General features: G+C 45.2%; 15 protein-coding genes and 1 other RNA gene. 7 read left to right on the forward strand and 9 right to left on the reverse strand.

From position 1 onward, the window contains the following. The first annotated feature begins 105 nt into the window (after positions 1-105). From ACZ2XM_RS07445 to ssrA, 3 genes are all read left to right on the forward strand, one after another. Positions 106-978, forward strand: coding sequence for an exonuclease domain-containing protein (locus ACZ2XM_RS07445; RefSeq protein ID WP_490587767.1), 873 nt, complete (start codon positions 106-108; stop codon positions 976-978). A 138-nt stretch (positions 979-1,116) separates the two neighbouring features. Beyond that, on the forward strand, positions 1,117-1,560 hold the full coding sequence (locus tag ACZ2XM_RS07450; protein ID WP_490587768.1) for a hypothetical protein: 444 nt from the start codon (positions 1,117-1,119) through the stop codon (positions 1,558-1,560). Positions 1,561-1,652: 92 nt separating this feature from the next. Continuing rightward, positions 1,653-2,010, forward strand: a transfer-messenger RNA (tmRNA) gene (gene ssrA / locus ACZ2XM_RS07455). A 289-nt stretch (positions 2,011-2,299) separates the two neighbouring features. On the opposite strand, the gene rplI is transcribed toward ssrA, so the two are convergent. From rplI to ppsA, 5 genes are all read right to left on the reverse strand, one after another. Continuing rightward, positions 2,300-2,794 (reverse strand): 50S ribosomal protein L9, encoded by a 495-nt coding sequence (gene rplI / locus ACZ2XM_RS07460; RefSeq protein WP_201496880.1) that lies wholly within the window; start codon positions 2,792-2,794, stop codon positions 2,300-2,302. 23 nt (positions 2,795-2,817) lie between these two features. Beyond that, positions 2,818-3,045: a 30S ribosomal protein S18 gene (gene rpsR / locus ACZ2XM_RS07465; RefSeq protein ID WP_058368567.1), complete on the reverse strand. Its 228-nt coding sequence runs from the start codon at positions 3,043-3,045 to the stop codon at positions 2,818-2,820. A 16-nt stretch (positions 3,046-3,061) separates the two neighbouring features. Next, positions 3,062-3,484 carry a 30S ribosomal protein S6 gene (rpsF, locus tag ACZ2XM_RS07470; protein ID WP_490587769.1) on the reverse strand — a complete coding sequence of 141 codons (423 nt, stop codon included), beginning with the start codon at positions 3,482-3,484 and terminating at the stop codon, positions 3,062-3,064. 287 nt (positions 3,485-3,771) lie between these two features. Further along, the gene (locus ACZ2XM_RS07475) at positions 3,772-4,725 is read right to left on the reverse strand and encodes a GYF domain-containing protein (protein ID WP_490587770.1); all 954 of its coding nucleotides are present in this window, start codon (positions 4,723-4,725) and stop codon (positions 3,772-3,774) included. Positions 4,726-4,878: 153 nt separating this feature from the next. Further along, positions 4,879-7,260 (reverse strand): phosphoenolpyruvate synthase, encoded by a 2,382-nt coding sequence (gene ppsA, locus ACZ2XM_RS07480; protein WP_490587771.1) that lies wholly within the window; start codon positions 7,258-7,260, stop codon positions 4,879-4,881. Positions 7,261-8,040: 780 nt separating this feature from the next. Between ppsA and ppsR the strand changes: the two genes are divergently transcribed. The 3 genes from ppsR (at position 8,041) to sthA (ending at position 11,279) form a co-directional block, all read left to right on the forward strand. After that, positions 8,041-8,937: a posphoenolpyruvate synthetase regulatory kinase/phosphorylase PpsR gene (ppsR, locus tag ACZ2XM_RS07485; RefSeq protein WP_490587772.1), complete on the forward strand. Its 897-nt coding sequence runs from the start codon at positions 8,041-8,043 to the stop codon at positions 8,935-8,937. A gap of 209 nt (positions 8,938-9,146) precedes the next feature. After that, positions 9,147-9,536 carry a DUF4377 domain-containing protein gene (locus ACZ2XM_RS07490; protein WP_490587773.1) on the forward strand — a complete coding sequence of 130 codons (390 nt, stop codon included), beginning with the start codon at positions 9,147-9,149 and terminating at the stop codon, positions 9,534-9,536. A 189-nt stretch (positions 9,537-9,725) separates the two neighbouring features. Beyond that, positions 9,726-11,279 carry a Si-specific NAD(P)(+) transhydrogenase gene (gene sthA / locus ACZ2XM_RS07495; protein ID WP_490587864.1) on the forward strand — a complete coding sequence of 518 codons (1,554 nt, stop codon included), beginning with the start codon at positions 9,726-9,728 and terminating at the stop codon, positions 11,277-11,279. Between the two features lie 257 nt (positions 11,280-11,536). On the opposite strand, the gene ACZ2XM_RS07500 is transcribed toward sthA, so the two are convergent. The 4 genes from ACZ2XM_RS07500 to ACZ2XM_RS07515 form a co-directional block, all read right to left on the reverse strand. Further along, the gene (locus ACZ2XM_RS07500; RefSeq protein ID WP_490587774.1) at positions 11,537-13,477 is read right to left on the reverse strand and encodes an ABC transporter permease; all 1,941 of its coding nucleotides are present in this window, start codon (positions 13,475-13,477) and stop codon (positions 11,537-11,539) included. Further along, entirely contained in the window at positions 13,477-14,841 is a 1,365-nt protein-coding gene (locus ACZ2XM_RS07505; protein ID WP_490587775.1) for an ABC transporter permease, read from the reverse strand. The genes ACZ2XM_RS07500 and ACZ2XM_RS07505 overlap by 1 nt, the downstream gene beginning before the upstream one ends. Positions 14,842-14,844: 3 nt before the next feature. Further along, a complete protein-coding gene (locus ACZ2XM_RS07510) occupies positions 14,845-15,927 on the reverse strand; it encodes an HlyD family secretion protein (RefSeq protein ID WP_490587776.1) in 1,083 nt (360 codons plus the stop codon). 227 nt (positions 15,928-16,154) lie between these two features. After that, on the reverse strand, positions 16,155-17,897 hold the full coding sequence (locus tag ACZ2XM_RS07515; RefSeq protein ID WP_490587777.1) for a TolC family protein: 1,743 nt from the start codon (positions 17,895-17,897) through the stop codon (positions 16,155-16,157). A 495-nt stretch (positions 17,898-18,392) separates the two neighbouring features. Between ACZ2XM_RS07515 and glpK the strand changes: the two genes are divergently transcribed. Further along, complete coding sequence (gene glpK / locus ACZ2XM_RS07520; RefSeq protein WP_490587778.1) at positions 18,393-20,000, forward strand: glycerol kinase GlpK; 1,608 nt, start codon at positions 18,393-18,395, stop codon at positions 19,998-20,000. Positions 20,001-20,172 lie beyond the last annotated feature (172 nt).

Genomic DNA, 20,172 nt, shown 5'->3' on the forward strand with positions numbered 1-20,172 from the left:
CCAAGTTGAAACAGATGGGTCCTACAATATCAAAATTAAACTTAACAATTGTCAGTCAGAAATCGTTGGGTTATAGTAAAAATATAACTTGATGAGGTGAGAGTAGTGAATTTCGTTACGATTGATGTTGAAACTGCGAATAATAATGTGGGCTCAATTTGTCAGATAGGATTGGCTAAATATGTCAAAGGAAAATTGGTCGATACCTATTGCAGTTTGGTCATGCCACAAGGCTCTTTTAGCCATCATAATATTGAAGTTCATGGTATCACTGCACACATGGTGAAGGATGCGCCAACTATATATGACGTCTACGGTAAGGTCTTACAGTTTATTGGTACGAATGTTGTAGTGAGTTATACCAATTTTGACCAACGTGCTATTAAGAAGTGTTTAGAAGAGCATAACTTACCTTCACCAGAATGGTTATGGGCAGACGCTAGTATAATGGTTAGAGAGACTTGCAGTCGTTTCGAGCATAAAGGTTATAATTTGGCTAATGTCTGTAAAGAATGGAATTATCAATTCAATCATCATGATGCTTTAGAGGATGCTAAGGCATGTGGGCACATCGCCGTCACTATACTTAGAGAAAACAACCTTTCGATTAATGACTGGGTGAATAAAGGTAAGTCTAAACGACGTAGCTTTAACAATAATAATGCTAAGACTTATCCGGTTAGTCGTTCAAAAGAGGGTGATGAAAATGGACGTTATGCAGGGTTAAATATATGTTTTACAGGGAATCTAAGTATTAGTCGAATAGAGATAGTTGAGATTGCTACTAAACACGGGTTTAACGTCAAAGCGGGTGCGTCTAAAAAGCTAGATTACCTCGTGGTAGGTGTAGCAGATCTTTCTCTATTAGCGGGTTATGACAAGAGCAGCAAGCAGCGTAAAGTAGAACAATTGATTACTGAAGGAATAGATATCAAAGTCATTGAAGAAAAGGAATTTCTAAAATTAATTCAAATCTAATTTGGCGAATAAATTTTAAGTTAGATTTTTATTCATATGAATTTTTTAAGAATATATAATAAATAATATTTTTAAAATAATTAATAAATTAAAGTTTTCCTACGCTATACTAAATAAAAGGACTTCAGGGGGATAGCCATGAAAGCCACTTATTTAGCATTTTACATTGCGGATTACGGAAAGATATTTGATAGGTTAATCAGTATGGTAGACGGCTCACGCTTCAGTCATTGTGAGCTGGTCATCGAAGAGCTAAACGATGGTCGCTTTGACTGTATTAGCTCCAGTCACCGTGATGGGGGTATCCGACGTAAGATTATTGAAATGAACCCCACCCATTGGGAACTAGTCCCGGTCATGTGCGATATTGACTATGCCTTACGTTGGTATAATAGGCGCAAGAGCTTTAGGTATGATTACCTAGCCCTTATCAGAACTGTCGTCCCAGGGTTCTACAACCCTGAATATCGGGTATTTTGCTCAGAGGCCTGTGCGGATATGCTAGAGTTGGTCGATCCTGGCAGCTATGGACTACGCAAGCTGCACCATTGGGCCATTATGTCGGATAGTTTTACGGCGTAAAAATACTGCAAATGAGGGTGTTATAAAGTGTAACTAACCCTTAGAAACCCTTGCGGATAATAGCTTTGCCCTATATAATACTCCGTTCCATTGGGGATGTTCTGGCTTCGACGCTGGTGATGAAACTCAATGATGCATGCCGAGAGTGTATGTCCTCTCGTAAATCAAACATATATTGTTATAATTGCAAACGACGAAAGTTACGCTCTAGCAGCCTAAACCCCTGCTTTCTTAACTGCTAATTACCCATAGTTGGTCAGTTAAGTACAGCGCACGAATATGGGATCGCTTCAGAGGCTGCCTTAGTCTCTGGGGTTCAAACTCAAAGGATCGGCCAATCCACCCTGACTGTCGGGTCGGTGCGGACTAAAATTAAAGACAGACCCTAAGCATGTAGATTCATGAGCGTAATGCTGGCGGACGCGGGTTCAACTCCCGCCATCTCCACCAAATATTAAAAAACCGATCACTCAATGTGGTCGGTTTTTTTTGTCTAGCCCTTTAGTTATCTGGTTTGTAGAGTTTATTGCTAAGACTATTAAACCCTTTTTTTGTAGCGTAATTTCTATAAATTCACAGTAAGTGTTGGTATTTTGGTTGGTATAGCAGACACAATCTTTATTTATACCAACAAAATACCAAATCTCAGACAAAAATAAAGCCAGCAAAAGCTGGCCTTATTTTTACTGCTACTACCTATCGTGAGATAGGGCAGCAGCCTACTTAAAGTCGGATTAGCTTATTCAGCGTCATCTTCTTCAGTAGCCGCTTGATCTTCGTTATCACCATCTTCAGAAAGAATGGTAACTAAGATGCTAGCTGTTACATCATGATGCAACTGGATATCAACGTTGAATTCACCAACTTGACGGAAAGCACCTTCAGGTAGCTTAACTTCAGAGCGGTCTACTTCTAGACCAGAGTTGGTTAGCGCTTCAGCGATATCGCGAGTACCGATAGAACCGAATAGCTTGCCTTCGTCGCCAGATTTAGCACGCATAATGACGTTAACGTCTTTAAGCGCATCTGCACGTTCTTGGGCAGCAGCTAATTCTTTAGCTTCTACAGCTTCTAATTCTGCACGACGAGCTTCAAACTTCTCGATGTTGGCAGCAGTAGCAGGAAGGGCTTTGCCCTGAGGGATAAGAAAGTTACGTCCGTAACCTGGCTTCACATCGACAGTCTCACCGAGCTTACCAAGGTTGACGATACGCTGTAACAAAATAACTTGCATGAGTCACTCCTAGATATTCGGTCTTACTGATGGTTGTCAGTATACGGTAATAGCGAAAGATAACGAGCTTGCTTGATAGCAGTCGCTAGTTGACGCTGATATTTAGTAGAAGTACCAGTGATACGGCTAGGAACAATCTTGCCATTGTCGCTGATGTACTGCTTTAATAATTCTACATCTTTATAATCGATGTGGGTGATGCCTTCTGCAGTAAAACGGCAGAACTTACGACGGCGATAAAAACGTGCCATGAGATTTCTCCTTTAATTAGTCGTCACTGCTATCGTCAGTGTCATCGTGGTCATCATCATTGTCATCAGAGCGATTGTCTGAATCAGGACGACGGTTAGCTTTACGAGCACGCTTTTCATCAGCGTTCTTAGCTAACTGAGACTCTTCTGTGATAGCGTCATCGCGGCGCATAACTAAGCTGCGGATGATGGCATCGTTATAACGGAATAGTTCTTCCAGTTCAGCCAACGTATCACCATCACACTCAATGTTAAATAAAACATAATGAGCTTTATGGATCTTGTTGATTGGGTAGGCTAGTTGACGACGGCCCCAATCTTCTAAACGGTGGATCATACCGTTGTTGTCTTGCACCAATTTGATATAGCGTTCAACCATACCAACGACTTGGTCGCTTTGGTCAGGGTGTACAATTAACACCACTTCGTAATGTCTCATATGGACTCCTCACGGATTAGTCAGCTATCAACCCTATGTTGATAGCAAGGAGAGTTATAAAAATAAGATCTACTAATGCAAGAACCCCTTAATCTAAATAAGGGGTACCGATAAAAGAAGGTTTGCTTAAATTTATAAAGCGCCACATTATATCAATACTAGCTCTACAAAGCAATGTAAAGCCTTCGATATAAAGGGTAAAACTAAAAGTAATGGCTAGGGTAAACCAATAATGTCATAACTTGAGCGCTATTTTTCAGCTGCTCATTGACGAACTGCATTAAAGCTTACTTTTTGTTGGGTTTTTCAAGTTGCTTATCATTAGCCTTAACCACTAAGGTTTTCGCTAATTTATCGTGCCAACCGATATTGTCTGGGCTTTTTGAGACCATGAAATAGTGCAGGGCAATTAAAGCAAAGCCTAAAAAGCTGGTCAGGGTAAACACGATGTTATAAATGATGATTAATAAAAACGTGCGAATCCCAAGGCGACTGCCTAAAGAAGGGAGCTTATGCGTCGTTTGATCAACTACGCGAATCCCAGTGATAACTTTACCCAGAGATTGGCCACGCATCACAATTAAAAATAATTGAATAGCAAACAGACCGAACATCATTGCTTGCGACATGATGATAGTGGTATCAGGGATGCCTTGCATTAAAGTAACCGTATACTGATAAGCCGCATCAAAATTCGTAAAATCTTGAAAGCGCTCCATATCAATATCAAGCTTAGTCAAAGCTAATAGCAAAGGCAATACGGATAATAAATACAGTAGACCATTAATAGCTAAGGCTAACACGCGCGACATGACAGGCGCTAAAACTACCGATTTACCGCTAGCTGTTTTAGTAGCCCCTGTAATAGACGACTTCGTCATCGGCTTGCTACCGGGCTTACCCAAAGAAATAGGGTTACGGCTCGCTGCTGGTTTGGCAGCATTATCCGAAGTATTTGGCTTTGCAGGCTTACCATAAAGCTGCTCTAAACTTACGCGCTCACCAGAGCTATCATTGCTGCTGGTCACGGACGGCGTTGAGTTTGAAATCAGCTCAGAAGTACCGGCAGGGGTATAGTGTCTTCTATTGCTAGTGACATCCCCTAGACGCTGCCATTGTGACATGCCTTCATGCCACATAAGGTCATCTAAAGAGACTTCTTGAGAGCCTAGCATTTGGTTCAATTGCTCTAAAGTATAGGGTCCTGCTTGGACATTATTACGTGCGAGAAATATCTGCATAGCAAATAGTATCCTTATCTATCGTAGAAAAACAAAAACGGTGCTAAGTGCCAACAGCATGGGTAGCAGATTATATAACCTGTCCTCCATACCATTGACACTAATTAGCACCTGTTTAGTTCTCTTTTTGTACTGAGTAGCTGGCAGACTGGCTTATTGCGCAGTTTCACCGGCTAGGAAGAACCAAGTATCCAAGACAGAGTCAGGGTTTAGTGACACTGAAGTGATGCCTTGCTCCATGAGCCACATCGCTAGATCTGGATGGTCTGATGGGCCTTGACCACAGATACCGATGTATTTACCTTGCTTACGGCAAGCTGAGATTGCCATAGACAATAGCTTTTTGACCGCAGGATCACGCTCATCAAATAGATGTGAGACGATACCTGAGTCACGGTCTAGACCTAGGGTTAGCTGGGTCAAATCGTTAGAACCGATTGAGAAGCCATCGAAGTACTCAAGGAATTCTTCAGCCAATAGAGCATTGGTCGGTAGTTCACACATCATGACGATTTCTAGACCGTTTACGCCGCGTTTTAGACCATTTTTCTCAAGCAATTCGATGACTTTTTTGGCTTCATTAGTCGTACGAACGAAAGGAATCATGATTTTAACGTTGGTTAGGCCCATGTCATCACGGACGCGTTTTAGCGCTTGGCACTCAAGCTCAAAGCAGTCACGAAAGTTGTCAGAGACATAACGGCTAGCACCACGGAAGCCCAACATTGGGTTTTCTTCTGATGGCTCATACAGCTTACCACCGATCAAGTTTGCGTATTCGTTTGACTTAAAGTCAGACATACGGACGATGACAGGCTGCTTGCGGAAAGCAACGGCTAGGGTAGAGATACCTTCAACCAATTTGTCGACATAGAAGTCTACTGGTGAAGCATAGCCAGCAATACGCTCATTAATAGCTTGTGACACTTCGCGTGGCAGGCTATTCATATTCAATAGGGCTTTTGGATGCACACCAATCATACGGTTGATGATGAACTCAAGACGGGCTAGACCAACGCCTTGGTTTGGCATTTGCGCGAATGAGAAGGCACGGTCAGGGTTACCCACGTTCATCATGATTTTGAACGCTAGGTCTGGCATAGACTCGATAGAGTTGGTCTGAACGTCAAAGTCTAGCTGGCCTTCGTAGATAAAGCCTGTATCGCCTTCCGCACAAGAAACAGTGACGTCTTGACCATCGACTAACAGCTCAGTGGCATTACCACAACCTACGATAGCAGGTACGCCAAGCTCACGAGCGATAATCGCTGCGTGACAAGTACGACCACCACGGTTCGTGATGATAGCTGACGCGCGCTTCATTACCGGCTCCCAATCTGGATCCGTCATGTCAGACACTAAGATATCGCCGTCTTGTACTTTATCCATCTCGTTTAGGTCGTCGATGATACGGACTTTACCAGCACCGATACGCTGACCAATTGAGCGGCCTTCACACAATACTTTAGCATCGCCAGTATTGATGACATAACGCTCCATGATGTTGCTGTCTTGACGGCTCTTAACCGTTTCAGGACGAGCCTGTACGATGTAGATTTTACCGTTGTCGCCGTCTTTAGCCCATTCGATATCCATCGCTTGGCCATAATGCTTTTCGATCACTAGCGCTTGTTTAGACAGTTCTACCAACTCTTCAGTGGTTAGAGCAAACTGCATACGCTCTTGCTTATCGACGTCGACGATCTTAGTAGACTTAGTCGTGCTACCTTCGTCACCGTAGACCATTTTCTTATGCTTGCTACCTAGGTTACGACGGATGATTGAAGGACGGCCTTCATTCAATAAGTGCTTAGATAGGTAAAATTCGTCAGGGTTGACCGCGCCTTGCACGACCATTTCGCCTAGACCATAGCTCGCTGTGATGAAGACCACTTCGTCAAAGCCACTTTCAGTATCTAGCGTGAACATAACGCCCGCTGCGCCAGTCTCTGAGCGCACCATACGTTGGATACCGGCAGATAAAGCGACACCCGCATGCTCAAAGCCTTTATGGACACGGTAGGCGATAGCACGGTCGTTATATAGCGAAGCAAAGACTTCTTTAATCGCAATTAGGACGTTATCAATACCACGGATGTTCAAGAAGGTCTCTTGTTGACCGGCAAATGAAGCATCTGGTAAATCTTCAGCAGTGGCTGAAGAGCGTACGGCTACAGCGATATCTTCGCCAGCGCTCATCTCGATAAAGGCTTGACGCACTTCTTGCTCAAGATCGCTAGGTAGCTCTTGGTCGATAATCCAACCACGAATCTTTTTACCCGTAGCGGTAAGCTTGTTGACATCATTAACATCTAAGTCTTTCAGCTCACTATTGATCTTATCTATAAGACCTGTGTCTATCAAAAATTTATTAAATGCATCGGCAGTGGTCGCAAAACCGCCTGGAACGCTCACACCAAGTTCTGATAAGTGACTGATCATTTCACCTAAAGAGGCATTCTTGCCGCCCACTATCTCGATGTCATTTTTGCCTAATTTATCGAGGGTGATTACTTGTGCTGTGGCTGATGTCATGATAACTCCAGAAAATAAGGTTATTTACTTACGATTATAACGGTAGATTATAACGCCAAATTTAGAAAATTTCGAGCTTATAAATACAAATTTAGCAAAAATTACCACTATTTTGGCCTAAAATTGTTAAAACCTGATATTTCAGTCAAAGTAAAGCGATAAATACGCTCATGAGTGAAAGAATCAATAGGCAAAATAATACCTTGATAAGAATTCGTGGCGGAATAAAACAGCCTGTAAAAGGTAGAAAAATCGCTAACAAGAGAGGGCTTAAATGAGTAGGTTATCGATTTGAGGACGTTAGCGAATGAATAAGACGGGCAAAGCACTGAAAGTAGCTATTAAAGGGTAGCTGTTCACTAGTGGCTATCAATGAGAAGCTATTAAGGAGCCACTATCAAAGAGCCGCTTGTTATTAGTAGTGATTACCGGGTGGTATTATCTAAGGTCTATGGCGCTATATGCTAACATTGATTCGTATTGAGGGTCTATTGGGGTTATAATATTGCCTAGTTAGACGCTATAAATGGTTAGTTTTTATCTCTAAAAAACCATGCTAGCTCCTGAGCGCTCCATACTGATTCCTGACCGTACTATAAAACTGAGTCGCATGGACGACGACTTATTAAAACGCTATTGAAACGCTGCCTCACGAGCCGTTATGTATTAACTCAGTGAGAGGATGGCGCTATTTTTAGACCATCAGTTGACGACCCGCTTTGATACCGTCACCATACGGCCATTTCTTGTTTATTAAACATTGCCCCTTTTGAGGTTGTTATGCCCGAATCTATCAAAAACGCCCAACCGAAACCCACTATCCAAAATCGCCACGCTCTAAATTTGAATAATTCAGAAACTTTGCGCAGTGCTTTTTTTATCTCGGATGGCACAGCGATCACGGCTGAGACGTTAGGTCGGTCTATTTTAAGCCAATTTGCCTCAGTCCCTTTTGAGACTAGAGTATTGCCTTACGTGGATTCTATTGAGCGGGCAGAGGAAGCTGTCGAGCAGATTAACTTGGCGTATCAACGCGATGGCCTGTTACCCTTGGTTTTCGATACCATCGTGAGCAATGAGATTCGTGAAAAGGTGAATTCAGCGCAAGCCTGCAATTTAGATATGTACGAAGGTTTGATTGGTCGTATCGCTGATGAGATTGGCATCGAGCCTGATGGTCATTCGGGTCATGCACATGATCGGGTGGACTCAGAAACCTACAAATCTCGTATTGATGCCGTGCATTTTGCGCTAGATAATGACGATGGCGCGCGGACGCGGCACTATGATATGGCAGATATTATCCTGGTCGGGGTCTCACGCTCAGGCAAAACGCCAACCTCGTTATATTTGGCGCTACAATTCGGTATTAGAGCGGCCAACTATCCGCTCACCGAAGATGACTTGTATGACAACCAATTGCCTAAGTCCTTGCGCGAGCATAAAGACAAACTGTTTGGCCTGATGATTGATACTGACAGATTGGTCAGAATCCGTCATGAGCGCCGTGCCAATAGCCGTTATTCGAGCTATCAACAGGTGCAGCAAGAGCAGCGTGCTATCCAAGGTATATATATCACTCATGGCATCCCTAGTATCGATGTCTCTGAGATGTCGGTCGAAGAGATTGCCACGCGTATCTTGCAAATGACGGGGCTAAAACGCCGCATTGGTTAAGCCAGCATCAATATATCAACTGCATTACCTATCTATTCTAATTTAGACCCATTAAGTTTGGGTCGCTACTATTTGGGTTGCTATTGTAAGGCAGGGCTTTCCTAGAGTTTTTAGGATTTATTTATTAAGACCTATCTATACAGTAGCGGCCCCAAACGTTATCTTCATTGCACATAAAAACAGCTAAGGTGGACTATATCGTGAGCGTCATGCAATTCAATAAATCTATGGCCATGGGCAGCGTCCTATTGGCAATGGCAGCTATAACGGGTTGTCAGAGCAACGTCTTTAAACGCGAACCTGTGCCTGAGCCGCGCTACATCCCGACTATTATTCTAGGGGAAGCGCAGAGCCTAACGATTTTGCCTGGCCGCGTCTCTTGTGAGTCTGCTTTGCCAATGCAATGTATGCTGGCCAAGAGCACGGCTACTGGTGAAGTCTTTCAAATTCCTTACGATTGGATCGAAGGCTTTGCGGGTAAACCCGATATCGAATATCAGATTACTGCACGCCCACAAATTGATCAGGGCAAACAGAGCTTGACCGGCTATTGGACACTACAGAATATTACGGCGCAACGTATTGTTGGTAGTCGTTAGTATTATTCTTAATAAATAGTGTTGTTCTTAATAGCAGCCTGCTAAGAGTAAAGATAAGCATTACCAGAAATTTACTATAAATAAGAGGAAATCATGGCTAAGAAACGCAAAGAAGACGAAACCAATGATACGGGTGAAAATTCCCAGACAGAAGTGTCCAACAAAGACAGTGGGGCCGCGCCAGTAACCATGCCTGAGGTGACTACTCCGCAGGATAGCAAAGAGAAAGTTGAGCAGACCCACGAGCAAGCTTCAGACCACCTATACCATCCCAACTTAATCAGTCCGCTAGATGGCGACCGTATTAATATCAATTCAGGATTTACCAAAGACTCACAGCGTATCAAAAGAGACAACCATCAATACGAATACGATGCTGTAGTCATTGGGGCAGGTCCTGCGGGTGAAGCTGCGGCCATGAAGCTGGCCAAATCGGGCAAAAAAGTCGTCGTCGTCGATCCGCGCGATCAAGTGGGCGGTAATTGTACGCATGTGGGCACTATCCCAAGTAAGGCATTGCGTCAGTCGGTCTTTAACTTGATTAACTTCCGCCGCGATCCTATGTTTACGCAAGCGATGGATTATCAGCAGGTGCCGTTGAATAAAGTATTGGCCAATGCCCGTCAAGTCGTGCGTCGTCAGGTCAATACACACACTCGCTTTTATGAGCGCAATCAGATTGAAATTTTGCATGGTTGGGCAAGTTTCGTCGATGGTCATACTCTAAAAGTAGACCATGATGATAATAACGGCTTTGACCTAATTACCTTTAATAAAGCGATTATCACGGTGGGCAGCCGTCCTTATCGCCCTGATATTTTAGACTTTGAGCACCCTCGTGTGTTTGACTCTGACAAAATCCTACAGATGGATTATGTCGTCAAAAAAATCATCATTTATGGTGCTGGCGTGATTGGTTGTGAATACGCATCTATCTTTACGGGTCTGGGCTATAAAGTCGATTTGATTAATAATAAAGACCAACTGCTCAGCTATTTAGATGGCGAAATCAGTGACTCGCTATCGCATGACTTTAGACAGTTTGGCGTATTGATTCGTAATAACGAAGAGATTGACCATCTTGAGACCCATGATGACTGCGTTATCCTGCATCTAAAAAGTGGTAAGAAAATCAAGTCAGACGCCATCCTTTGGTGTAACGGCCGTTCGGGCAATACCGAAGGCCTCAACTTAGAAGCCGTGGGCCTAAAAGCCAATAGCCGTGGCCAGCTCAAAGTGGACGATACTTATCGTACAGAAATCGATAACATTTATGCAGCAGGCGATGTGATTGGTTGGCCTTCATTGGCTTCAGCAGCTTATGACCAAGGGCGTTGTGCAGCGGCCTTTATGGTCGGTGATAAAGACGCTGAACCGGTCTCTAGTGTACCTACAGGTATTTATACCATCCCTGAAATCTCTAGTATCGGTAAAACTGAGCAAGAGCTGACGGATGAGCAAATCCCTTATGAAGTCGGTCAGGCTTTCTTTAAGCACTTAGCACGCGCGCAAATCATCGGTGAGCGTACTGGGGTATTGAAGATACTTTTCCACCGCGAGACCTTAGAGATCTTGGGCATCCACTGCTACGGCAACCATGCTTCAGAGATTATCCATATTGGTCAGGCGGTGATGAAGTGTAATAACACCTTAGAATACTTCGTGAATACGACCTTTAACTATCCGACGATGGCAGAAGCTTACCGCGTTGCGGCATTAAATGGTCTGAATCGTATTTTTTAAAGCATTACTTATAGTAGCAATAGTAAAAAACCGAGCTTCCTAAGGGGCTCGGTTTTTTTAGGGCTACTTTTAATGACTGCTGTTAATAAATACTTTTAATAACCGATTTTAATAAACGTTTTTTGCTGACGGTGTTTGATTAATGAGACAGCGTTGCTAATTAACCGTAAGTCATGGCAGCGGCTGTATAAATTACCCAGAAGCTGATAGCCTGTATGGCCTATAACTAACTATTGCAATAATCCGTCTTATAAGAATTAAGGAACAGCCCGACGTTTGCGGCTCGATTCTAATAGCAATATTGCGGTGTAATATAAGACAAATAGGGCGGCTAAGATAAATAATCTGGGCAGCACTTGCGTGAGACTAGCGCCCATTTGGTTGAGCTGTACGGAGGTATTAATCCCTGAACTGCTAGGAATCAGCCATCTGAGATACTGCAAAATGGTCGGCAGCTGGTCAGCGGGCCAAGGATAGTCACTGATAAAAAATAGCGGTAAAGAGCTGACAATCAATATCTGCAAACCACGCTCCCGCTCACGGAACCACAAGCCTAAAAAGCATCCTAAGGCTGCGACTGCAGGGAAGTAGATGGCCAAAAAGACTAAACTGCCTGGCAGGTTGGCACCGCGGGCGTAATCATGGGTATCGAATACCCAACCGTAATAAAAACAGCCCATGATAAAGCCTAAGAAGCTCAGCGCAAAGATACGACCGAGCCAGCCGCGGGCACTGGTATGATGGCGACGCTGCTCGTATAAGGTACTGATAAGTAGGGCAGTGCCCATCATGAGGGTCTGCTGCAAGATTAGAATAGAGACACCGGGTACCACATAAGCCCCATAACCTTCAGACTTGTTATATAAGGGCGTGATATGTAGTGGTACGGCTTGGGTATTGGCTTGCGCAGTGGCGGCATAAGCGCCCTGTGCCACACTCTTTTTGATTTCTACGCCTGCTGAAACGGTGCTAACGGCCTTTAGAAAACCTATCTGCACGTTTTTATTCAATAATAAATAGCCCCCATTACCGATGACACTCACTGAGGCGGGCTGGCTGGACTTCACTTTCTTTTCTAAGCCAGCAGGAATAATCATATAGCCCGCAATTTCATCGCGCCATATGGCCTCGATAGCCGCTTGTTCATTGAGAAAAGAGTGGGTCTCCAGCTGTGGACTGGCTGCTGAATATTGAGCTAAAGTATTCGATAGGCTGCTATGGTCATAATCGATGATGCCGACGGGCACTTGATTGACCACTTCCGCAGAATAAGGCCAAGGATAGAAGAAACCGTAGATAATCGGAGCGACAATAATCATTAATAGCACGCCCTTATCTTTAAAGACGGCGGCTAGTGTCTGCAGAAAAGCGCTAAAAAACCCTTGGTTGGCATTGGTATACTCATCCACTGGCTCATCAAAAGGTGTAGCAGCAGGAGCAACATCCTTGGCATTGACTAGAGGCACTGCGCTAACCGCATCTTCTATACTTTGACTCTCTTTAACAGTGTCAGCTTGAATAGCGTCTTCTTTGATAGATGCTTCTTCAATATTATCCTTTGCAGCAGTCAGTAGCGAACTGGCCGTAATTATCGTAGCGCTCGTGGCTGTCTCTTCTGTCTCTTTTGTTAGCTGTATAGGGACAGGCGAGTCTTGAGTGTTATTTAAATCACGAGTTGTGCTTAAGTCAGCGTCAGTAGCTATTGCAGGTTGTGAGGCTTGCTCACTTGGTAAATTTGGTGCACTTGATGTCGCTACTAACTCATTACTCTCAAGTTCATTAATAGCGGATTCATCGCTAGTTAAGTCAACAATATTCAAATGACCAAGTTCTAAATTGCCAATAGCTAACTCACCAAGCTCTAAATTATCAACATTTAAATCGCCAACATTTAAGTCACCGAGCGCTAACTCACCGAGCTCTAAATTATTAGTGCTTAAATCACTGCTATCCCAACCATCGATATTTAAAGAATAAGTCCTTAAATCGTCAGTAGCTACAGGGCTGCTATCGGCTGCTGTACCGTCTTGTTTAGCATCAACTTCCTCTTGCGGATTAGGAGAGTTAGCCGTCTTTATGCTGTCAGATTCTATAGCCGATACCTCAGTGTTGCCGTCCTTATTTTCAGGCAATACCGAATCTTTATCGTCATTAGCAAGCGGGTCATTAATGGGCATATCTTTAGAGTGGTCAGTCATTAGCGGGCTCCCCAACGGTCAGGGCGGGCAAGCGCACGTTTCGTTAATAAGGCGGTCAATAGCATCATGATTAGCGTGGCGACGATAAAACCATACACGATAGGCAACGAGATGAGTACGGGAGCACCCATCTGTAATTGGGCAATATGCAGCTTCAGATAATGGGTAAGCGGCAAAGTATCGGTCCAATATTTTGCGCTATCGTTAATCGCGATATAAGGGAAGGTCACGCCCGCAAAAGCATAAGAAGGAGCAGAAATAAAGCCGGTCGCAGACAGTCCTACCCGTAAAGAGAAGGTCGCTAAAGTAATGATAGCGCCCAACCAAAAGGACACCATCAGCAATAGCAGCAGACAACCATAGGTCAAGGCTAGAGCAGAAAAACTTACGGGGTGAATCTCATTGGCCAAAGTCAAAGCTACGGCGGCCCATAAACTATAAGCCAGCATCGGCCAAATTAGCTTACCATTCAGTCCAGCAATGAGCAGAGGTAGACTGGCAGCATTGATAGCCACGTCATTCGTGGGGGAGGGAATCCCACTATCAATGTCAGCAATATTGAGGTCAGCGGTTTTGGCTACCGTCACGTCAGGTCGTGATTGAAGGTAGTGCGAAGGTAAAATATTGGTCTTTTGGGCAATATAGTGATACCAGACATCAATCTTATGGTCACGTAGCTCACGCCCTACTGTAGTAGCGCCAACAATCATGGCTAAAATATGTAAGATAGCCGGCAACACGGTCGACGCTAAAAACAACTGATAATCAGTAGTCGCGTTATACAAGCTCACCCGCTGAATAGTAATAGGCGAGTAGGCCGCATTGACTTGGCTAGTGGCCGTCCCTTGTTTGACCAAGCGCTGCATCTCGGTACCCGCAGAGACCGTACCCACTACCGACTGCACACCCTTTTGGATGATGCCAGAATGAGTGCCGTATTGCGCGTTTACTTGCAGCACTATGGGCGCAGGTTTGGCGGATAAAATACTACGTTGAAAGTCCGGTGGAATAATAACGATGCCGAAAATCTCACGCGCGAGGATAGCCTGTTTGGCTTCAGCCGGCGAGCCGTATTGGGCGGCAACACTCACATCAGGACTGGCATCTAGGTAGCGCACGAGGGTCGAGGCCACGGGCCCGTGGTCATAATCGATAACGCCGATAGGCAAATCGACGATTTGTGAGCGAGAAAACACCCACCAAACCATGAAAATCACCAGCAGCGGAATCCAAAAGACTAAGGAAAAGTCCCAACGGTTATGCATTAGTATACGCCGCTCATACTTGGCACTACGCATAAAAGCGAGCAGGAGAGTCGGATAATGCGCTGATTTAGAGGAACGCTGTGACCTAGAAGAGGACATCGGTTACTGGCCTGACTTTTTAGCAGTGGTGAGCGACTGAACTTTGACCAATACGCTCATGCCTGAGCGAATCGCAGCGTCCGGCTTGGTAGGTCGTGCCTTAATCTCAAAGGTACGCACATCAAAACCATCGTCATTATTGGTCGGGCGCCAAGTAGCGAAGTCTGCTAAAGCAGAGCTGGCATAAACGGTAAACTCTTTTTGATAAGGCGCATCGGGTTGTGATAAAGCAGGCAAGGTACCGGTAAAGGTTGAGCCAATCGCAAACTGACCCAGATAGTTTTCTGTGACGTTTAGCACGACCCATTGTTTATCAGGATTGACTAGACTGATTAAGGGCACACCTTGACCGACGACCTCGCCCGGACTCACGATGACGTTATCTACGATGCCCGAGATAGGGCTCTTTAAGTTAGATTCTTCTTTTGCCACCATAGCCTCTTCTAGCTTGGCATCCACTTGCGCCACTTGCGCTGCTGCCCCAGCCTTATCTTCGCTACGTGCCCCTTCTTTGGCCATCTCATACTGCTGTCTGGCGGCTTCCGCTTTATCTTGGTTGGCCACATATTGCGTGTAGGCCTCATCGCGCTTTTGCCGCGCCATTAAGCCTTCTTCATAAAGGCGGTTGACCCGCTCATACGTGCTTTCGGCCAGATCTGCAGCGGCTTGATTGGCTTGCCAAGCGGCTTTTGCTTGGGCAATCTCTTGCGGGCGAGCCCCATTCTCAGCTTTATCCAATTGGCTTTGGGCCATCTGTTGCCCCGCCTTCGCCTGATTAATTTTGGCATTAATCTCAGGCGAGTCCATCTCAATTAACTGCTGACCCATAGTTACAGTATCGCCTTCAGTCACGAATATCTTTGCAATACGACCGGGGACTTTCGCGCCAATAGAGGTCTGCTGCATGTCCATTTGGCCCTGTAGCGTGATGGCCTCAGGCTCATTGCTGCGCTCACTTTTGAATAAGCCGTAAGCAACAAAGGCTAATAAACCCAAAACAATGGCAGCGATAACGATAATCTTTATAGGATTCTTTTTATTATAAGCGGGGCTAGAGCTAGGATTCGGGGTAGGCGAGGTAGACATTGCGGACTTGCTCCTAAGCAATAATAAAATGGGGGCAGCAAATAAATAAAAATAGCCTAAGCAGTGACGATTCTATAATAACAATGCTATAGGGATAAATTTAGCATCGATATAGCACGGCTGCAGACTTTAATGCACTGACCCGATTTATTATTAATAACTAATAAAGGGTAAAAACCATAAAAAAATAGTGGGTAAGCTAATACTGTTAAGCTACTGGCCTAAATTTAAGGCAGCGGAGCATTAGGGTCATACAGCGTAGGCAGATGGATGTCAGCCGCATTCATATAAGTATTAAAAGCTTCTGGTACACCGGCACTATTTAATAGGGCTGCTAAAGCTTGCACGTAATCATTGGCTGCCTGCGCCTGCTCCGTACGTGCTTTGAGGTATTTGGTTTGCGACTGCACCACATCGATAGTGGTATTCACACCCTCTTGCAGACCAAGACGCCGTAAGCGCAGTACTTCCGCAGCTAAGTCCACATTACTCTGTAAGGCCTGGTAGCGGGATTGGGCATTATTCACATCGTTCCAGTTCTTTTCAACCAACAGCAGCAAATTATCGCTAACATCAATCTTGGTAAGGTCGGCTTGTCGAATTTTAGCTTCGCTAGCGGCCAGAGTAGCCCCTTTATCCAGACCACCCCCCAATTTCCAAGTCGCTGAGACCCCAGCAATCCAACTGGGCTTTCTATCCAATTGACCATAGCCATACATCAGTACAGTAGGTTTATAGCCGGTATCTGAGAGCTCATGCAGCTTATTCGCCTGTTGCTGCTTGGCCGCGACTTTCTGTAAGCCCGGGTGGCGTGCTAGCGCTAAGTCTTGGAAATAACGGACATCGGGTAGAGGTTTGGTGGAGACGAAGAGTGGGGTAGTCGGACGAACCCGAGCTTCTGTACGCAATAGACGCTGTAACGCAATCATTGCCAATCGAGCAGTATTGCGAGCTTGTGCCGCCTCACTTTTGGCATCTGCTAAGGCGGATTGTGCCTCTAAGCGATCGACATGCGAGATAAAGCCTTCTTCGAATAGACGCTGGGCCATATGGTCGGTTTGTTGGATGGTATCTAGGGCATCATCCCTTAGATAGGCGGCAATAATGGCCAACTGTGCTTGAAAATACCGCTCAACTAGAGTGGTGCTCAGCTCGTTTTGATCCATAAGCTGGTCGGCAGTGGCTTCTTGCGTCCGGGCTGCCATTACCCCCGTTAGTGCTTCACTACGCCCTGCCGTATAGACCGGCCATACCACTCCGATACCCGCGCTGGTGTTGGAGCCGGATTGCTTAAAATCATAACTATCGGGTAGCCGCGAATCTAATTCATCGCTGAGGTCTGGGATAATGGGCAGGGGTAAATCAGGTAGGATAGGAATAGAGTTTTCGAAGTCATCGACGCGGTCGATAATATTGCCTTTAAGACTGCTTAGATTAATATCGCGCTCAAGAGTATAAGCACTTGCCGAGACACGCCCGAATACAAAAGGTCGGTCCACACTGTTGGCGGCTTCGGTTTGATATTGGCTGGCTGCGATAGCGGCTTGATCTGCGGCGAGTTTTGGTGAGACTTGTTTTAATAGCGACTGGGCTTGAGCTAAGCTCATATAGTCTGAGACATGGATAGGGTAGCTGTTCGTGACCGTGTTTTTTGTGGTGGGGTCAATCAGCGTAGCTAAGCTCACGCTAGAGGCAGGCTCTAAGGGTAGCGAAGGGCTCATTTGTACAGTAGGGTGAGGGTCAGACACCAAGCTAGCAGTGGTGTTGGCATTTGCCAGCTCGCCAGTAGGCGGTTGCGTGGTAAAGCCCGTCTCGGTGGTGACAAACGTTGGGTCAGTCAGGGGCAGCGCAGCAGGGGCTATTGTGTCGGCTTGGGCCGTCTGGGCATAGCCACTTAACATACTGATAAACATCAATACCGCAGTCGGCTTCAAGCTGAAGGCAGTACAAGTGCGGTCGTTAAAGGTCATGGGGTCACCTAAACTTAAAAATACGGATGTTTATGAATCAATAAGCGCTATCAGCAAAATCACTAGGACTAGCCGCTAGGGCTAGTTACTTTAGCGAGTTGAGTTAATATTGCTAAAGGGCAAATAAGTCGTGATACGGGCTTATTGACTGCGTCTTAATCCTAGCAGTTTCAAAAGGGTAAGTCGCTAAGATATTTAACGAATAAGACGGCTAAAAATAGTAGAAAAATTATGATTTTGCTAAGCTAATGCTTAGCGATGCGTTACTTTAGGGACACAATCGTGACGAGTCAAGACACACTTTACCAGGGGGTGCGGTTGTATTGGTAACGTGGGTATGATACAGACAAATTTGTAGGGCATTAATAATCGCAGATAATGCGCCACTTTAATGTCAACAAAATAAAAATAATACTGTGTGCGAATAAATGCTGTAATAGTCTGATAAGTTTGCATCAAGCCGCCAGGATAAGCCACTAAATTAGGATAGATGATATGCCAGGATATGTACTTGCCTTAGACCAAGGAACGACGTCGAGCCGTGCGATAGTCTATGACGATCGGGCGCGGCCTATTAAAATCGTGCAAAAGCCAACGACGCTATTGACGCCAAAACCGGGGTTTGTTGAGCAAGATGCTGAGCAAATTTGGCAGACACAAATCAGCTGTGCGCACGATGCTATTAACCAAGCGGGGTTGCTGGCCACCGATATTACCAGTATCGCCATTACCAATCAGCGCGAGACCACGGTGGTGTGGGATAGGCGGACAGGCAGGCCATTAGCGCCCGCTATCGTCTGGCAGGATCGCCGTACGGCGACTTGGTGTGCAGATTTACAAGAGCAAACTGGCCATGACTTTCTAGCGGCTGGCGAGCAAATGCAGTCTTATATGCAGTCGGTGACCGGCTTGCGTATTGACCCCTACTTTAGTGCCGGTAAAATTGTTTGGTTATTTGCGAATCATCCTAAGTTTATGGCGTTAGCGCAGCAAGGACACTTGGCTGTGGGGACAATCGACAGTTGGCTAATCTATAACCTTACGGGCGGGGAGCACGTCATTGATGTGACCAATGCTTCGCGTACACTATTGTTTGATATCAATACCCTCAAGTGGTCGGATACGCTGCTGCAACACTTTAATATCCCGACGGAGGTGCTGCCTAAGGTCTTAGCGTCAGATGCAGAGTTTGGCAAAACTAAAAAAGGGTTATTTGCTAAACAAATCCCAATTCATGCGGTGTTAGGAGATCAGCAAGCTGCCTTGTTTGGTCAAGGATGCTTGAGTGCGGGGATGGCGAAGAATACTTATGGTACCGGCTGTTTTATGCTAATGAATATTGGTACGCAGCCTACCTTAAGTCAGCACCAACTGCTCACTACGGTAGCTTGGAAACGTAAAGCAGCTATAGTACCTAGCGATGCTCACTTAACTGACAGTATCTCTATTGGCAAACTGGTCGAGTCGGGCAAGCGGATGTTACAGCCGCCCAAACGCGAAGTGAACTATGCCTTAGAGGGCAGTGTATTTATGGCGGGAGCTATCGTGCAATGGCTGCGTGATAACTTAGGCTTATTTCATCACAGTCAAGATGTCGAGGCCTTAGCACGGCAAGTACCGGACAGCGAAGCGGTAACCTTAGTGCCCGCCTTTACGGGGCTAGGCGCTCCTTATTGGCGCTCGGATATCACGGCGAGCATCAGCGGTATGACGCGAGGCACGACTAAGGCGCATATAGCACGGGCGGCCCTAGAGGCCATAGCTTTCCAAACTTACGATGTGCTAATAGCGATGCAAAAGGATGCGCCCATACCGTTAACTGAGCTAAGAGTAGATGGCGGTGCCGCTAATAACAATCTATTGATGCAGTTCCAAGCAGATTTACTGGGAGTGCCGGTGTTAAGGCCTAAGGACACAGAAATCACCGCCAAGGGGGCAGCTTTGCTCGCGGGTATTAAAAGTGGTCTCTATGATGATGCCTTAATGAAAGAGTCGTGGCAGATAGAGCGAGTGTTTGAGCCCACCATGGCAGCAGCAAGACGAGAAGAGCATTTGGCAAAATGGCATCAAGCCATTAAAAAAACCTTGATTCAAATCGACTAAGTTATAAGTAGATTTGCTGAAAAGTATAGCTGCTGACAGTAAACCTATGGAAAATAGAGCGGCTGAAAAAATAACTGCTAGCCAGTAAATTTATATCCTTGACCTATAAAGTATTAGCTTTAAAAAGGATTGACTATAATAAGACTTTACACAGTTGACACGGCTACAGTGT

The organism is Psychrobacter sp. CoH-33_TS_01 (assembly GCF_058189395.1).

What these genes read in the sequence shown, in the direction of transcription:
- rpsF (WP_490587769.1), bottom strand. Translation starts at nt 3,484, where the DNA reads ATGAGACATTACGAAGTGGTGTTAATTGTACACCCTGACCAAAGCGAC.
- ACZ2XM_RS07505 (WP_490587775.1), bottom strand. Translation starts at nt 14,841, where the DNA reads ATGTCCTCTTCTAGGTCACAGCGTTCCTCTAAATCAGCGCATTATCCG.
- ACZ2XM_RS07450 (WP_490587768.1), top strand. Translation starts at nt 1,117, where the DNA reads ATGAAAGCCACTTATTTAGCATTTTACATTGCGGATTACGGAAAGATA.
- glpK (WP_490587778.1), top strand. Translation starts at nt 18,393, where the DNA reads ATGCCAGGATATGTACTTGCCTTAGACCAAGGAACGACGTCGAGCCGT.
- ACZ2XM_RS07475 (WP_490587770.1), bottom strand. Translation starts at nt 4,725, where the DNA reads ATGCAGATATTTCTCGCACGTAATAATGTCCAAGCAGGACCCTATACT.
- ACZ2XM_RS07490 (WP_490587773.1), top strand. Translation starts at nt 9,147, where the DNA reads ATGCAATTCAATAAATCTATGGCCATGGGCAGCGTCCTATTGGCAATG.
- ppsR (WP_490587772.1), top strand. Translation starts at nt 8,041, where the DNA reads ATGCCCGAATCTATCAAAAACGCCCAACCGAAACCCACTATCCAAAAT.
- rpsR (WP_058368567.1), bottom strand. Translation starts at nt 3,045, where the DNA reads ATGGCACGTTTTTATCGCCGTCGTAAGTTCTGCCGTTTTACTGCAGAA.
- rplI (WP_201496880.1), bottom strand. Translation starts at nt 2,794, where the DNA reads ATGCAAGTTATTTTGTTACAGCGTATCGTCAACCTTGGTAAGCTCGGT.
- ACZ2XM_RS07510 (WP_490587776.1), bottom strand. Translation starts at nt 15,927, where the DNA reads ATGTCTACCTCGCCTACCCCGAATCCTAGCTCTAGCCCCGCTTATAAT.
- ACZ2XM_RS07500 (WP_490587774.1), bottom strand. Translation starts at nt 13,477, where the DNA reads ATGACTGACCACTCTAAAGATATGCCCATTAATGACCCGCTTGCTAAT.
- sthA (WP_490587864.1), top strand. Translation starts at nt 9,726, where the DNA reads ATGCCTGAGGTGACTACTCCGCAGGATAGCAAAGAGAAAGTTGAGCAG.
- ACZ2XM_RS07515 (WP_490587777.1), bottom strand. Translation starts at nt 17,897, where the DNA reads ATGACCTTTAACGACCGCACTTGTACTGCCTTCAGCTTGAAGCCGACT.
- ppsA (WP_490587771.1), bottom strand. Translation starts at nt 7,260, where the DNA reads ATGACATCAGCCACAGCACAAGTAATCACCCTCGATAAATTAGGCAAA.